Source organism: Halobacteriovorax vibrionivorans (assembly GCF_003346865.1).
Classification (GTDB): Bacteria; Bdellovibrionota; Bacteriovoracia; order Bacteriovoracales; family Bacteriovoracaceae; genus Halobacteriovorax_A; species Halobacteriovorax_A vibrionivorans.
In genome coordinates this window covers 366028-381813 of record NZ_QDKL01000003.1, presented here as the reverse complement: position 1 = coordinate 381813, position 15786 = coordinate 366028, and the positions used below count along the sequence as shown (strand labels likewise).

12 protein-coding genes are annotated in these 15786 nt (G+C 35.5%); 6 read left to right on the top strand and 6 right to left on the bottom strand.

Annotated features, from left to right (window positions below):
- The first annotated feature begins 15 nt into the window (after positions 1–15).
- From DAY19_RS12535 to DAY19_RS12525, 3 genes are all read left to right on the top strand, one after another.
- Positions 16–435, top strand: a complete 420-nt coding sequence (locus tag DAY19_RS12535) for a hypothetical protein (RefSeq protein ID WP_115362965.1) — start codon at positions 16–18, stop codon at positions 433–435.
- Positions 436–525: 90 nt separating this feature from the next.
- Positions 526–2442: a hypothetical protein gene (locus tag DAY19_RS12530; protein WP_115362964.1), complete on the top strand. Its 1917-nt coding sequence runs from the start codon at positions 526–528 to the stop codon at positions 2440–2442.
- Positions 2443–2553: 111 nt separating this feature from the next.
- A complete protein-coding gene (locus tag DAY19_RS12525; RefSeq protein ID WP_115362962.1) occupies positions 2554–3771 on the top strand; it encodes a hypothetical protein in 1218 nt (405 codons plus the stop codon).
- A 30-nt stretch (positions 3772–3801) separates the two neighbouring features.
- Here DAY19_RS12525 and DAY19_RS12520 read toward each other — a convergent pair whose 3' ends face one another.
- The 3 genes from DAY19_RS12520 to DAY19_RS12510 form a co-directional block, all read right to left on the bottom strand.
- Complete coding sequence (locus DAY19_RS12520; RefSeq protein WP_115362960.1) at positions 3802–5316, bottom strand: cytochrome c biogenesis protein; 1515 nt, start codon at positions 5314–5316, stop codon at positions 3802–3804.
- Positions 5309–6979, bottom strand: coding sequence for a cytochrome c biogenesis protein ResB (locus tag DAY19_RS12515; RefSeq protein WP_115362958.1), 1671 nt, complete (start codon positions 6977–6979; stop codon positions 5309–5311). The genes DAY19_RS12520 and DAY19_RS12515 overlap by 8 nt, the downstream gene beginning before the upstream one ends.
- 85 nt (positions 6980–7064) lie before the next feature.
- The gene (locus tag DAY19_RS12510) at positions 7065–7757 is read right to left on the bottom strand and encodes a heparan-alpha-glucosaminide N-acetyltransferase (RefSeq protein ID WP_115362956.1); all 693 of its coding nucleotides are present in this window, start codon (positions 7755–7757) and stop codon (positions 7065–7067) included.
- A gap of 98 nt (positions 7758–7855) precedes the next feature.
- On the opposite strand from DAY19_RS12510, the gene DAY19_RS12505 reads away from it, so the two are divergent.
- From DAY19_RS12505 to DAY19_RS12495, 3 genes are all read left to right on the top strand, one after another.
- The gene (locus DAY19_RS12505) at positions 7856–8470 is read left to right on the top strand and encodes a hypothetical protein (protein WP_115362954.1); all 615 of its coding nucleotides are present in this window, start codon (positions 7856–7858) and stop codon (positions 8468–8470) included.
- A 77-nt stretch (positions 8471–8547) separates the two neighbouring features.
- Entirely contained in the window at positions 8548–8850 is a 303-nt protein-coding gene (locus DAY19_RS12500; RefSeq protein WP_115362952.1) for a c-type cytochrome, read from the top strand.
- 38 nt (positions 8851–8888) lie between these two features.
- Entirely contained in the window at positions 8889–9356 is a 468-nt protein-coding gene (locus tag DAY19_RS12495) for a hypothetical protein (protein ID WP_115362950.1), read from the top strand.
- Here the strand turns inward: DAY19_RS12495 and DAY19_RS12490 are convergent.
- From DAY19_RS12490 to DAY19_RS12480, 3 genes are read right to left on the bottom strand one after another with little or no spacing between them, the layout of a single operon-like run.
- Positions 9346–9858: a hypothetical protein gene (locus DAY19_RS12490; RefSeq protein ID WP_115362948.1), complete on the bottom strand. Its 513-nt coding sequence runs from the start codon at positions 9856–9858 to the stop codon at positions 9346–9348. The two genes, DAY19_RS12495 and DAY19_RS12490, sit on opposite strands and share 11 nt — an antisense overlap.
- Before the next feature lie 15 nt (positions 9859–9873).
- A complete protein-coding gene (locus tag DAY19_RS12485) occupies positions 9874–12237 on the bottom strand; it encodes a gluzincin family metallopeptidase (protein WP_115362946.1) in 2364 nt (787 codons plus the stop codon).
- Between the two features lie 30 nt (positions 12238–12267).
- Positions 12268–15474, bottom strand: coding sequence for a hypothetical protein (locus DAY19_RS12480; RefSeq protein WP_115362944.1), 3207 nt, complete (start codon positions 15472–15474; stop codon positions 12268–12270).
- Between the last annotated feature and the right edge of the window lie 312 nt (positions 15475–15786).

Sequence of the window (15786 nt, the reverse complement as noted above, 5' to 3'; positions counted from 1 at the left end):
TTCGGTGGGGGTAATATGGTTGACATTCATTCAATTATTGCAACTCATAAGAATCGAGATGTAAATGAGACGAAGCTTGATGCGAATTCGTTTCCTGTTCCTACGTTTTCTGATATTCCAGAAGTTTTCTTTGACGATATTCTTGTAAATTACCGTTTATCACGAGTTGAGATTGTGATCCTCATGTACCTGTACCGCAAGGTTTGGTCAAAGACTAATCCATATCGTCTTCATGGTATCTCACAACTTATGTCTATGTCTGAGGTTGTTGAAAAGCTAAATATTTCACTTGATGAAATTCACCAGTCAATATTGAAGCTGGAAAATTTTGGCTTTATTTCAACAATTCGTGTTGGCCAATACTTTGTTCGTAGGTTCTTTACTAAGGAATTTGACGAGTATTATGGTCAGGATTATGACGACTTTGAAGTGTAGGTAATTTAACTTTCAACAATTTCAAATATTTAACATAGATAAATGAATTTATGCTAAAATAGACTAAATAAGTCTTTGTTGGAGTTATAAATGTCTAAAAAAATCGCTTACTTTGGCCATGATTTAGGTTACTGGGATGACCTAAAGAAGCGATTTATCAATACTTACCACAAAGAGCAATTTGATTTTATCGATCTAAAAGTCGATGAAAGTAATGTTAATCACTCAATTTATGAACTTTTCAAATTTGCTCCAAATGTTGTCTATATTGATATCAAGGAAAATGACAAGGCAAGTATAGATCTTGCTAGGCTCTTAAAGAAAATCAATTTCTTTTCAATGGTTCCAGTTGTTGCTCTCGTAACTAATGTTAAAGAAGTTATGAATCTCATATCAGATCATCTTGATTTTGTTTTTGTTAAAGGTGTTGAAACTCACGATATTGTGTATCACCCTTTTATGTTTAAATTTCCAGAAATAGCAGAGTCTGAAGAGTTTGCCATGGGTGCCTTGGAAAAGCCTGCTCCAATTAAATTGAAAGAAATTGCTCGAGTTGGTTATTATGGCCTTAGTTCAATGCACGTTGAAACGGCAAATAAGATTGAATCCGGAAAGCTCATCGAAGTGGAACATCATCTACCTTCAGATCATATGGCAACGAAGTATTTTTCTGTTTTAAAATCTGGTAGTGAAGATATCTACTATGGTTCTAGATACTGGCTTGATCTAGAGTATTTATATGTCGATCCAGCAAAGAAAGAAGATGGAAGCTTCAGCTTAAATGTCGAAGATCTTAGTGAAGATGAACTCAATAAGAAATTAAAACTTGGTAAGAGCCTAAAGAAATGGGTAAATGAAAATGCCTCTTATGGATCAAGAAAAAGAACCAAGCTTCTTATGGTTGATCCTGATATGAGTTATTTTGAAGACAATAAGAAGCATCCAGATACTTATGATTTTGTATTTAGAATAAATGAAAAGTTTGATTCTGAATTTAAAAATATAACGCGTATAATGCCTGATATTATCGTTTACTCTTTTCCAACTTTTAATGAAGATACATTTGTCGATACAGAAGATGAAGACGATAAAAAGAAAAATAGCAACCCTCTTAGTTTAGACGAGCCTGGTAAGACTGTTGATGTCGAAGGTCTTTCTGAGTCCGCTAAAAAGCTTGAAGCTTTCCAGAGAAAACAAGATGCTATCTTTTCAGAATTAATTACAAGGCTAAAAAGTTTTGGTGCTGATGCTCCTTATTTAATTATTCTAAATTGTACAAAATATACATCTAAATCATTTCAAGATAAGTACTCATATCAATATGCTCTAGTAAACCCGAATAAAATTGGTATGAACGTCTTGGCGCAAATGATTCATCAATTAGAAGAGAAAAGACTTCAAAAAGAAGAGCAAGATATTAATGCTAAAATTGCGGCATTAAGAAAGAAAGATCCTATGAAGTATGCAAAAGTTAATAAGACATACTTTGATCCACCAAAATACTTTGTTAGTAAAAAAGATGAAATGAGCCATGCGCTTATTATTCGTGATGCGAGTCTGGTAGAGATATCAGAATCCACTTGTTTTTTTACTACTAAAGAAGAAATTGGATATGGAAATTATTATTTAACTCATCCTTTTAACTTCGCCGTTAAGATTGTCCCTCAAGAAGGAAAACTGAGCGTTAAAGAAGGTGATACCTATAAGTATCATGGGTTAATTCATGCAATTGGTGAAAAAGAAAAAATGCGTCTTCGTCAATTTGTAAATGATGTTTATACTCAACACAAAAAAGACGAAAGAGAAAAAGAAGCTCAAGAGCAACAAGAGGCAAATAAGCGATTTATTGAAGAGAAAGAGAGGGCCCGCTTAGAAGCTGAGGCGGCAGCATCTGCCGATAGCGAATCAGATGGGGAGAAATCATCTGCTCAAGAAACAAAAGAAAAAGAGCTAACAGAAGATGAAAAACTTATGCAAAGCCTTGAAGATACTGCCAGTAAAAAATAAAACCTTCCTTATTACTATACTAATTTAGAAACATTCTCTTCTTTTCTTACATCTTATGATTTATTTTCCGAGTGCCTTTAAAATAAAAGGATATTTTCATGGAGGAAGATAATGAGAAATCTAATATTAGCATTGATGCTATTTTTATCTAGTAATGTTCTAGCAGCAAATCTGCAAAAGTTTCATGACAGATTTTCATTTGAAAGAGATGACCAAGGTAAGATCGTTGCCGTAAGGGATCTTTCGATACGCAAAAAATTTCGTTTTCAAGACTATATTGATTACGTTAAGAACTCTATTCTTAACGAACAGGCCTTAATGGCACAATCTGGTCTTACTGGAAATTATGAAGCAGAAGTCGAAGGACTATTTGTAACAGGTAATGGTTTTCTAGGAAATGATTTTCAAACTCAAAAGAATGTAAAGAGAGTTGTACGCTCAATGAGAGCATTTGAAGGAATCAATTTTCAAGAAATTTTTGCAAACCCAAAATTTAAAGAATTAATGGAAGAATTCCAAGCAAAGCTTAAGGATGCATTTTATTACATTGATCCAACAATTATTGCTAAGCCAGATAATTCTACATTCTTCTATCGTAAGAATGTAACTTATAAAGTTGTTTCATGGGCCTTAAATCAAGCGAGAAAGAGACTATCTAGTGTTCCTGCGCTTAATACTGCTTTTTATGTAATTACTGAAGCAGAAAAGCTTTTTCGTACAAGAAGACACTACCATCAAAACTTAATGCTTCATTACTTAGAATTTGCTGATGCAAGTGCGCTAGGACTAACTAAGGAAGAAGTTGATCTGATTTATTCTTCAATTTATGAGTCTCGAATCGATTGGATCGCATTTTGGGAATCAAGTAGTGCTAAGCTTAACTGGCCAAGATATGGTACTTCAAACTTTTATTCACAGTTCAGAATGGCAACAAACCGTTTCAGACAATATAATTCAAAATACTCAGAAGTAGGTGAGAGATTAAATTACAGCTTCCAAGAAGTAACTCTTGATGGTGAGCGTGTAATTGTGAATCTATTCGATGGAAATCATACTTTTGATAGGTCTCCAGCTGTTGCTTACTCATATGATAGACCTGGGCGTGTGAAAAGACTTAGAGCTGTTCTAACGCTTGCTGGACTTGGGCTTAGCTTTGTTCCATTACCGGCCATTATTAAGGATAATGTGGATGCATTTATTAAGTCTTACTATAAGACTCAACAAATCACTGAAGGTGCTTTAGTTGGTTACTTTGAAATGAATGATAATGCATTTATGAAAGAAGAATTAAAGTCTCAATACATCAATCCATTTTCATCTAGTTTATAAAAAATAAAGGCCCACTTTGTGGGCCTTTTCTTATGCTGATTTATTCGAGTGAATCTTTATATTAGTAAAAATTAAAATTAATGTCTGAATTGTAAAGAATGTTCCAAGGAAGTAAGCTCCTCCTTGAGAGAATCCATATGAATGAAGGCCTGTTGCTAGGATATAGTTAACTCCAAACCACGCCATCATAACACTCATAAACGCTCCAGCTACGAGAGTTCCAAAGCGATTATTATTAATCCAGTTTGTGTATTTTCCATGAAGTATTGCCATATAAATACACAGAACGATTAGTGACCATGTCTCCTTAGGGTCCCAGCCCCAAAAACGTCCCCAAGAATAATCGGCCCATACACCACCGAGAATAATTCCTGCTGCTAACATAATCACACCATACTTAAGTGTTGTGTAAATTAAGTCATTGTAATAAGTTTCATCTTTTGAAGAGAACTCGCCAAAGGCCTTTCTAAATAGAATTGTATTGGCCAAAATCCAACTTAATGCTAGTGCCCCGTAAGACATAATAATAGTTGTAACGTGTGTACTTAACCAGAAATTGTCTCTTAGTACTGGTACAAGTGGGCTAATCGACGGTGAAACCATATTCGTCGCAAATGTGATCATCATAAGTGTACATAGATTATAAGCAAGCCCCATATATAAATATGTTTTTTCTTTTTTAAGGTGCCCGATGATCATTGAAAGAAGTAGCCCACCATAGCCCGAGAAGATAACTGTTTCGTACATATTAGTAATTGGTGCACGTCCAGAAATATAAACTCTTAGACTTAAGTAAATTGTTTGAACAATAATAGTTACAGCAGCAAGACTTAAGGCCACGCCAAACTTTTTAAATAAAACGAGTGCCGCAAGAGCAATAAGTGTTAAAGCAAATGCAATCTTTGTTAACTGCATTTTATCAAAAGTATACTCAACCATGTACTTGTCACCTTTTAGGTTCACATAGTCTTTCTTTGCTTGAGCAAATGCGTCTTTAAATGGCGTACTAGAAGTTTGTGCTATGGCATCAATCTTTTCCTTCGTTAGAAAGTCAGTAAGAGGTGTCCAATTTATTTCTGCTCCTACTTTCACTGGGAGTTGCCAATTTGTTCCCCCGACAATGTCATTGTAGAGGCCAATTTTGTTTAATAACTTGTTTAGCTCTTTCTTATAACCTGACTCTACCTTTTCTTTTTGGTATGCCATTCTAATTGTCGTGCTATGAGTGATGAGTTCATCAAATCCCATCTCTCCATCGCTATCTAAAAGTTTTTTCGTGTCTTTATGCTCAATTTTTGTTTTAAGCTTAAATGGTACTTCAAGTCCAAATGCTTTCGCACTTAAATGACAGAAAGTTTCTACACTTGTGTATCCTTTAGCTTTCTTCTTGCCCGTTAAGTGATCAATAACTTCTTTAGCATGAACCGTTAAAGGCTTAACTCTTCCGTCCTGCCTAATTGGCATTTTTTCAAGTTCACTTTGGCAAAAATTAACATTTGCATAAACGTTTGTTAGTACAAAAAAGCTTAGTAGTAGTTTAAGCATTTAGGTCTCCTGTTTCTTCATCAAGTCCAAGTAGGTCCTTATTCTTCTTCTTTGGCCTATAATTTAGGTAATAATGCCAAGAGCAACCAAAAACAAGAAGAAGTGAACCAAGATACTTAATCCAACGTCCTTGGTCTAAGTTCACTGAAAGAGTTGAACTATATTGACCAGTTTGTGGATCTTGTGAATATGAAGCTTGGTAGAATGTGAATCCATCATATTTTAATGGATTATTCATATAGACATGATATGGGGTAGTATTTCCGTTTGTGAATAGGTTTACAAAACTCTCATAACTTGCAGGACGATTCGTCCCTGGGTCTTTATCCATTTTGAAACGAGTTAACGTAAACTCAAATGGAAGCATAAATGATCGCTTTGTTAAAAAGATATTTGTTTTAACACCATCAATTAGAACTGTTACGGGCTTATCATCAGTTAGCCAGTACTCTTTGTCTCTAACTTTTACTCTGGCCGCTCTAGTGGCACCTTTTACAAGAGAACCATTTTGCTGAATTGGTAATGTCGAGTGAGGTACCATTGTCGGTACAAGATTATCTTCATGGCGTATTAGTTTTAATGTGAAGCCCATCCAAGGTAGAGTCATCTCACCATTGTTATCGAATTCTTGGCTAACCCATTTTTCTTCGTACTTGTCCCAGAATGAAGCCTGGCGGCCAAATAGGAAGAGGTTCGGTTTTTCTTTAAATAAATTCATTGAAAAAACACGAATTGGTGCATTCATGACTGGTTTTAAATTACTGTCGAGGGCCCATGGGCTTAAATCAGGTAGAAATGAATATACATTGCCTTCATCTTTAATAACGAAGAATCTTTTATCAGAGCTTGTTTTTTCTACTTTTATATTCTTATCTTCGGCCGTGAAACATTTTGAATTTCTTGAATCCCAAAGTATTAATCCGCTATCTCCTGGGCGGCTAATACATGGTGCCAATGTTTTTGGTAGGTAAGTGATATTTAATAATCCCATTGATAGAGATGCTTCAAAGTCATATGCTTCTGGATGAAGGCTTAGTGTGAAGTCTTGAGCAACGTTATCGTTTGAAATAATGTAACTTGAAGAATGAGTATTCTCACTATTTTCAGATTCATCAAGAGCTGGTAGCCATTCCATTTGTTTTTCAGCAAATGGCATATAACGTCCAATCTCAACGTCTTTATATTTGACATCAATATTCTTATCAAATGCTGTATATGGAAGAGGAAGAACGGCCCTTGTATTTTCATCAGGGCGTGTGATCTCGATTACATCTTCATTTAAAACAACTTGTCTTGATGGAGTCATTGGACGAAGGTGAATCGTCCCGTCAATACCAGCGATATATGTAACGAATGAGCCTATTCCAATTACGATTAGACCTGTGTGAATTGTATAAAATCCATAGAGACGCTTTTTAGGAGGGAGTCTTACAAAGGCCGCAAATAGGATACTCAGACACATGAAGAATTGGATGGCCATGAACCACCAAGTCTTATAGATCAGGCGCCCTACAAAGTCAGTTCCGTAATAGCTTTCAACAAATGTTCCCACAGTCATTGCTAATGAAAATAAAGCGATAATAATAACTGCAAACTTCATTGAGCCGATTGTGCGCTCAAGATACTTATAATTTATCTTATTCGTTAATTTTTCTGTAATCATTGATACTTGGCCTTTCCTTCTTTGCTACTTTGAATAGCATTTTCCCTGAAGTCAGGCCATTTATTTTGCTTAATTTACAAAGAACTTACAATTGAGAGATCCATTTTGTGAACTGGTATACGACATATACAATTGAGTAAAGTATCACTTGATGCGTAACGTAAATAAGGAATGAATGCTTTCCAAGAAATTGTATTTTTCTCAATGGATAAAGTTGAGGGTAGTTAATACGGTGTAGGCCGAGATGAAAAAAGGTGATACCAAGTAGTGAAACGGCCACCCATGGAAATATTGCAATATAATCTAGAGATGCATGATCCATTTGTGGAAAAGGAATTGCATACTTTGTTTGTTCAAGGATAAGGATTATGACGGCAAGGGTTGCACTAAGCCATGGCCTATTGCGTAGTGGCGTGATCAAAATAGTCGCAAAGAATATGCAGTGGAGAGTTCCAAAGTATATCCAATTCTTAGGAAACATGAAGTAAGTTGAGATACTTATGATTAAGGCCGCAATTCCAATTTTTGCAAGGCGGATATTATAGGATCTCATGTGTATTTTTCCGGGGTGGGCCATACAGATGGAGACACCTACTGAAAACATAAATAAAGTAACAATAAGTCTTGGTAGGTAATACCAGAAACCAGGCCTAAAGAACTCGACATCAACATATCCGAATATATCCAGGTCATAGGTGAAGTGGAAGATAATCATTAGAATCACGGCAATGCCGCGAATCAAATCAATTAAATGAAAGCGTTTAGAATTTTCACTCATGTGATTATGATAACATAAAAGATTACTGCGCTAGCTAGTGGTCAAAATGTAACATTATTGATAATTTGCAGATCTCATACTTTAACAAAAAGATAAAAATGAATATATCTAACCAGGCCCATTCTCTCTTAGAAAACTATTCCGGAAGTGAATTTGGGCAATACTTATCACCAACATTCTTTGACGAGCATTTTATGTCTACGCAAGAGAATGCTGAGGCAAAAAAAGCTTTAGTGGTAAGTGCTCTAAATATAATTAGTAAAATTGGCCCTCGAGGACTGTTTATGGCGAGTTTTCGCGAAGCAGAAAGCTTCTTGCGTGATGATCCTACAAAAAGTGCCTGGGATGGTGTTTTAGAGCTAAAAAAGTGGTTTGAAATGATTCTCTTGGACATCCAAAAGGACTATTTTGATTCTCAATTGATGAGCAATAAGGTTGAAATGAGGCAATGGGAAAGTCTTTCTCTGAGACAGAGAATTGATTCTGTTAGTAATTTTGTTGAAAATACTAATTCTTGTTTAGACCAGTTTGAAATTGGTGAAATTCAGTTATTTAGCATAGAAGAGAATGAAGTTTGCCTTGATGATAGAATCATATTTAGTGGACTTCGTGGCCCGCAGGCCAATAAATTGAAAGAGGTATTATTTGATAGTATTGCTAGATATTTGAATTTCTCATATCAGAGTACAAAGATAAAATTGGTTGCGCAGTAATATATAAACAGTTAATATTAGATAGCTATAGGTAAATAAATATTAAAAATTTTTGAGTATATAAAAGAGGAAGTAGAATGAAGTTAACGGCCCTAGCACTTATCACACTTGGTATTTTTTCAATGAATAGTGTTCAAGCACAGAGCGCTGCTAATGGTAAGACATTATATAATCGTTGTGTTTCTTGTCACGGTGAAAATGGTGAAGGTAAGAAGTCAATGAAGGCTCCACGTATTGCTGGCCAATATGATTGGTATATTTACTCGTCACTTGTTCAATTTAAAACAGGTGAAAGAAAGAACCCAGATATGTTACCATTTATTAAGAATCTGAAAGACTCAGATTTCAAAGATCTTGCTGCGTATATCTCAACTCTTTAAGATCAATTTTTATATTTAAATTTTACTAGGAAGGAATCATGGTAAAGGCCATTAATGTCGGCGATCTCAAATTTGAATCAGTAACATCTCAAAAGAATGTAAAAGATGTGTATGACTACAATGTTGAAGCATTCTCTGATAGTCCAGATTTTAAGTGGACTCTTGATGATATTAAAAAAGAGATGAGTGATGGTTGGCAATTATTTTCAGTAAAGCTATCAGATGAAATCATTGCAGCTGCTTTCGTAAAGAAAGAAGATAGCAAACTGCTTTGTAAAAATACTTCAATCAAAATGCAACATAGTGGGAGTGGTTACTCTCACAGAATAATGGACTTCTTTGAAGAAGCCGCGAAAGAATTTAATGTCGATGAGATTGTTCATTATTGTTCAATTGATAATTTCAGACAATATTCTTTAAATGAAAGCCACGGCTACCATAAAACTCCTCGTAAGCTTGGCCTAAACGGTCATACAACTGAGTGGGTAAAGCAAGTTAGTAAGTAGTTGCTGGGTAGTGTCTTGTTGCTTGGGGCATTTCATATCGTGTTTTGCCCCAGCTCTTTTCAATTCGACCACTCTTGTTATCAATTAGTGCTGTAAATGATTGCGGTAATCCATTAAATGTCTGATTAACGATATAAATCGACTTATTAGAGATTCTTAGCCTTTTTACAATTTCAAATTCACTATCTGCAAGGGCAGGGATATTGCTCTTAACCTTGTTGATAACTTCAATATCAGATTCAGTTAATTCTTTCTTTATTCGTCCAAATTGTGGTGTTTCCGTTTCTACTTTATGCGGTTTCTTATTTAGTGATGTATCCAAAGATGCAATAGAGCGAGACTTTACTTTCTTATTATGATGATGCTTATGTGTGTTTTTTGTTATAGCTTTATCTGCTTGAACTTTTGACTTTGTGACAATATTTGATTCTTCATTTTGATAAGAAGAGATAATGAATAACCCAGCAACAAAGAAACTTCCAATTACTAATGCTTTTTTCATGATTTCCCTTATGGCCTATTGTCCAATCTTAAAATTAATATTTAAAATATTAAAAGGTTTCTCACCTGCAAATTCAAAATCACTGAAGTCGTCATATGAAGATTGGCTATCATGATAGCAATCATCACAATTTGAAAATGTCGTACGTAGGCGACATGTGACTTCCGTTCCAATTGGTATATTTTTGTTAATTTCAAAAAACATTAAATTTGAGTCAGTGAATATTGGCTGTCCTTGTTCATCTTGCATTGTTTCTTGCCAGTTTGAGTTAGGTAGCATGAATGGTATATTCTGTGTGTTAGCACTTGGTATGGCCTTTACGAAACAGTTATTTAAATCATCTTGTGTTCTTTCTTCTCCTTGTCCAAGACAATCTTGTTCAAGTAGTCCAATATCTGATTTCATCTTTTTTAAGAATTCATGTTGATTTAAAATCTTTGTGCTTGAGCCATCATTATATGTAAGCATGCAAACTGGCATGATACGTCCTGAATCATCATAGTTATCTTTTGTTAATTGGTCACATGTTGTTCCACCCTGAGCTAGGGAAGGAAAGTTGTCACTTAAATCTGTACATGGAAGGCCATCTTGCATATGTGCCCAGTCTGAAGCGAGCACTCTTGTTCCTGCCATAATCGAATTGGACTTATTAAAGACATTAGCAAAGATTCCAACGATTTCTCCTGGTGAAACCTGGCCGTTACCATTATTGTATCTTGCATCTGTTGTTGTGACTTCTTCGATCTTCATTTGATTTCTAATTGTTTGATAGATCGTCGATCTTATATCGAAAACACTAATATCCGAATATGTCGATCTTGTGTCTTCTATTAAAAGATTTTTACTTATTAGTTCAGATTTTTTTCTATTAAGTTGATTAACAGTTACGTTACCAGATGTACCTGTAAAGTTATAATTAGTATTATATGTTCTAAATAGGAGTAGGCCATAAGAGTCCAGTAATTGCTCAAGATCATCTTTTGAGAATGAATTGAGAGGGCATAGGCTTGTGCTTTGTATAGTCATTTTTAAAACATTTCTAGCAAATGCCTGAGAGAAGTTTCTAAAATTAACAGGCTTTACTGATTTAAGCCATTCGTGTGCATAGTTAATATCCAGATTTATCTGGTCGACAAAACTGTCCTTTGCCTTTGCTGTTAAGTCACCAAGTTCTGCCAGTGTTTCGGCCAAAGTGTAGAATACTAATTTCTTAGCTTGTGTGTGAGTGCCAGTACATTTATTTTGAAATTCTTTTGTAAGAGCAACTAAGAAGTGACTGATTATTTGTCCATCTAAGTGGATATCATCAATTCTTTTTTCAGGTGAATATACATTATATCCTAGGTATTCTGGATATCTTAAGCGTGAATCACTATCACTTGATATTCCTGCAATGTGAAGACTATCATCTTCTGAAAGTGGGCGAGAGGCATTTTTAAATTTACCAAGTCCCCATTCTCCCATATGTTCACGACTATTAACGAAGTACGAGAAATAATCTGATAGACCTTCGTTGATTGATAAAGCATCATCGTGAGCAAAGTATCCTAGTTGACTTTCACCACTACATACTTCGTATTCATCATTTCCAAGGCAATTATTTACTGCGTAAGAGCGATTACGATGGTTCATTAGACGCTCAACAACAGTATGACCGAACTCATGGTAGATAACTGAAGGGTCTTGTGCCATTTTTAAATTTGTATAACCAGATAGATAACCTAGCCTTATTTTGAAATTACTTGGGCTAAAGCTTGCATTATCTTTAAGTGAAGAATCCGCTTCTACAATAAGTTTTGAACTTGAGTTTGTTAAGCTTTTCCAAAATGACTTATGCTGATCGGAATCACTTGGAATTGTACTTGAGAAGGGACGTGATCCAGTATTTGGATAAACGATATTATAGTAATTTTGCATGTCCGATAGGTATGTATCCATGATCTTTGACATGTGGTAGTAAGCATTAATTTGTAGAAATTCAGTTGATGTAACTGGAAATGCCCATTGACTTGTTTCATTGTAGAAAGGAGAAATTCCTGTATCTTCTGTAACCTCAAGGCAGTTTGCAACCATGGTACAATCTTTAATTAGATATTGATTATTTGTGATTGGTACTGGAGAGCGCGTGATAAGAGTTGATAGATCTGTATCTTCATCAGCACTATAATCACTTAAGATCAGTGGATTAGCAGCAAGTACTCGTCCATAACCTGCAGAGACTGTATCTTGTGTATTCTTTAGGGCCTTTCCCCCAGAACCTGTACGATTTTGAGCGGGATCTACTAAGCATGAAGTTGTAAGAAGCCCTAAGCACAAATAAAAGGTGAGTGCTTTTAATTCTCTTTGTTTTTTTCTAAGCTTACGTACCGCTATATTCAATTAGGCCTCCTATGCCTTAATTAATTTTCCTTATTGGATCATCCCATCCTCTGAAGCTATATCGCGATTGATCTTCTCCATAAGTCCTGGGATAAGTCCTTTTTGCCCGAGTTGTGATCCGTTGATGGCCGCACATGCTGTACCATTATACTTCTCACCAATGCTATGCCATGCATCTTGAAGTCCTGGACTATTAACTGAGGCAATAACTTTTGCAGCTGATGAAAGTCCAAGGGCATCGAGTTTATCGTCACTGAAGCGATCTCTTGCTTCTGATTCACATTTTTGGAAAGCAGTCTTATCTTCATCGCCTTCATATTTCTTACATTCTTTAGAGATATAAGCTGTTTTTCCGCTATTGCTAGTAATCATTGAACAGAATCCACGGCCATATCCATTCTCAGAGTCTTTAAACTCATTAGATCTTTCTTGTAATGACTTAATTTGTCTTGCCATTGTTCTATTGTCTTTCCTTAGCACTTTCTTCAGATCTTCACTTAAGTCGGCTTCTCCAAGGATGTAGTCCTTTAAGTTATCTTCATACTTCTTCTCATCCTCTGTTAGGCCTTTGATAAGTGTATCTGTTAAGTTCGTGATTAACTCTTGATCGCCACCATTGTCTTCACATAGTGTAATTAATTGATCATTTGAGCTATCATCCTCTCCATTATCAGAAAGTAGTCCTTGTGAATTTGCTTCATCACAAAAGCGACTATATTCATTTATCTGTTCAAATATTTGTGTACTATTGCTACCTGGGTTTAATATACTTGCTGGTCCTCGTTGAGGCTGTTGTGCTTGAAGAACAGAAGCAATTTCTACTGCATCAGAGTAGAGATCCTTTGCTGAGTGATCACCGTTACAACCTGGCCCTGGTCCTTGCTCTTGAAGACCTCTTAGTTTTTGACAAAACTTCAATTGTTCTTGCGCATTTTCTGAAGCTTGTTTTCTAGCTTCTTCTAGTTGTGAGGCCATCTTGTTATTTCTTTCTTGAATTGCTCCATTACAGTCTGAAACAAAGTTTTGCCACTTTGTGATCTCATCATTTAAGCTTTGTCCAATTGTGCCTTTTTGTTCAGCAATATGATTCATTTGCTCTTTTTTCCAGTTTTCAAGACTTCCTTTCATTTTAGAAATATTTCCAACCATCTGATCCATTAATGCTTTCTTAAACTTTTCTGGATCTTTTTCAAGAAAGATACCAGCTATTTGTTGATCACTTTTTGGAACATCAATAGCAGTAAGTCCACCTTCAAATGTTAGACCGTTCATTGATGATAATCCAAAAGCTTTTGCTGCAGCTGGTGTTAGGTTAGGGAACATTCCCTTATACATTTTGTCTGCAACATTTGACATGTGTGACTGCATTTGAGTCACAAGGGCCTTGGCCCTTTCTTCTTGTTGCATCATTTGTGCATTATAAAGGTCAGCTTGTTGCTTTAGTTCTTGTGTCTTTTGTTGCACTAAGTTCTCTGTGAATGCACTACATTGTGCAAGGTTTTCAGAACAAGAGGCTGCCTGAGTTACACAGAAACTTGAGCTTGATGTATTATAAGTATCTTTAGAACTACAGCTACTTAGTTCAACAGAGCGTCCATTACAATTGTATAATGCTTCATCGATAAGAGCAGAAATACTTCCTTCTCCACCTGAAGCGATACTTCTACTTGTATCTTCTTGTAGTTTCTTAGCTTCACTTACTAGTTCTTGAACTTCTGCACGATATGTTTCAAGTTTTGCAGCATCACCAGCTGGCTTTAGGTCACCATTATAGATTGCTGTACATTCATTCTTTAGATCATTGTAGTATTGACCAACTGATTTTGTTACATCACGACCGCTACTATTAGTAACAGTAATTCTGATATTTCCATCTTCGATTGAGTTAACTGTACGATCAAGTGCTGATAGAGAAGTTGGAGAGCTAAATGCATCAGAAGCAACTCTTTTAAAACGGCTTAAGGCATCACCACTATTACCTAGCTTTACGTGATCGAAGCTCTTTAGTGATTGTGCTAGTGGAGTTGAGTATGCAGCTCTATTTGAACCTGACATACACTCTAAGACAAACTTCTCTTGATATGAAGCAGTACTCTTTGCAGCAAGACGTTCTACTTTTGCACTAAAGCTTGGGTCTAATGGATCCTTTGGTACGTCTGCATCACTTACACCAAGTTTGCTCATAAGATTATTGATCTTTGCAGCTCTTGTTCCAAGGTCTGCTCTTAGGTTACCTTTTCCGATATCATTAAATAGTTTCCCAAATCTTAGGCCACTATAAGTACTATTTCGTGTAAGGGCACCGAGTCCGTCGTTTTTAAGAGCAGCAATAACTTTTTTCTTATCACTTGCTATTTTTGCATTTAATTCAGCAAGAGAGTGTCCTCTAAATCCTTTTGCTTCTCTTTCATCATTTGTCATTTTATCTTTTAGGCCAACAAGTCCACCACCTCTAGGGCTTTTGATGATCTTGTTAACATCATATGCATCAACGCAGTTTTCTGGTAGTAGCTTATTAAAGTCAGTATTTTTAAAGTCCTGACTTACTTTATTTCCGCCACCATTTAGTAATGCGTTTAATTCATCGACTTTGATTTTATTCTTCTTTTGAATTTCAATTGTTTGATTTAATTGAGCTTCAAATTGAGCAATCATCTCTTCATATTTAGATGTCATTGATTGGTAATTGTCTTCAATACTCTTTAGACCCTCTGTAAGACATTGTTCCCCGATATAAGGAGGAACATTGCGAGGCTTTTTAAAGCTCATATATTCATTTAGAATCTTTTGTCCAAATTCAAGCGCTTGCTCTGGAATTTTCATTTGTCCACCAACACTACAGGCACCATTTGGAGCAAGGATTGGTTCAGGAGCAAGAGGGCAGTTAAAGGCAGGGTGAAAACGACGAGCAGACATTTTCTGTTGTGCATCTGCTTGTGCTTTATTGAATGAATGCAGGCCTTGGATTTCTTGTTGTGAAAGTTGTCCTTGGTTATACATCTGCTTAGACATATTACCGACAAGGTTTAGGGCACCCATAATTGTTTTAGCACCAGAGCCAGAAGTGTATTGAGACCATGTCTCTCCATCTTTTTTTACAAAAGCTTGAGCACTTAATGGTAGAGATGAATGAATAAGAGTTAGTGCAAGTACGCTAACCTTAACTTTTTTTAAAGAAGAATTTTCACCTTCTTTATTCAAGCTCTTTGTTTCTTTGGCCTTTGTTAATCTTTTCACTTTAGTTCCCCTGTCAATTCAATGCCTTATACTTATCGACAAATTATCTATTTTCTTTATTTTATTAAGGTTTTCAATTCTGACCTAGTAAGTTGGGTAATTTATTGTTTCGACAAGAAAATAAGTCCTTGAAATTATGAATTGGATCACGTCATTTCATAGTGTTAAAATATATCTAAATTTCAAAATTTCTAAAAATATAGTGCCAAATTTTGTGGCCGTTTTAAGAAATAACTATTATTTGGAAGCAAAATCTCTATGTTTTTTACACCGAAACGATATTTAAAGACTACGGCCACTATAATCGATTTA

What these genes read in the sequence shown, in the direction of transcription:
- DAY19_RS12505 (WP_115362954.1), top strand. Translation starts at nt 7,856, where the DNA reads ATGAATATATCTAACCAGGCCCATTCTCTCTTAGAAAACTATTCCGGA.
- DAY19_RS12490 (WP_115362948.1), bottom strand. Translation starts at nt 9,858, where the DNA reads ATGAAAAAAGCATTAGTAATTGGAAGTTTCTTTGTTGCTGGGTTATTC.
- DAY19_RS12510 (WP_115362956.1), bottom strand. Translation starts at nt 7,757, where the DNA reads ATGAGTGAAAATTCTAAACGCTTTCATTTAATTGATTTGATTCGCGGC.
- DAY19_RS12500 (WP_115362952.1), top strand. Translation starts at nt 8,548, where the DNA reads ATGAAGTTAACGGCCCTAGCACTTATCACACTTGGTATTTTTTCAATG.
- DAY19_RS12535 (WP_115362965.1), top strand. Translation starts at nt 16, where the DNA reads ATGGTTGACATTCATTCAATTATTGCAACTCATAAGAATCGAGATGTA.
- DAY19_RS12525 (WP_115362962.1), top strand. Translation starts at nt 2,554, where the DNA reads ATGAGAAATCTAATATTAGCATTGATGCTATTTTTATCTAGTAATGTT.
- DAY19_RS12515 (WP_115362958.1), bottom strand. Translation starts at nt 6,979, where the DNA reads ATGATTACAGAAAAATTAACGAATAAGATAAATTATAAGTATCTTGAG.
- DAY19_RS12530 (WP_115362964.1), top strand. Translation starts at nt 526, where the DNA reads ATGTCTAAAAAAATCGCTTACTTTGGCCATGATTTAGGTTACTGGGAT.
- DAY19_RS12495 (WP_115362950.1), top strand. Translation starts at nt 8,889, where the DNA reads ATGGTAAAGGCCATTAATGTCGGCGATCTCAAATTTGAATCAGTAACA.
- DAY19_RS12520 (WP_115362960.1), bottom strand. Translation starts at nt 5,316, where the DNA reads ATGCTTAAACTACTACTAAGCTTTTTTGTACTAACAAACGTTTATGCA.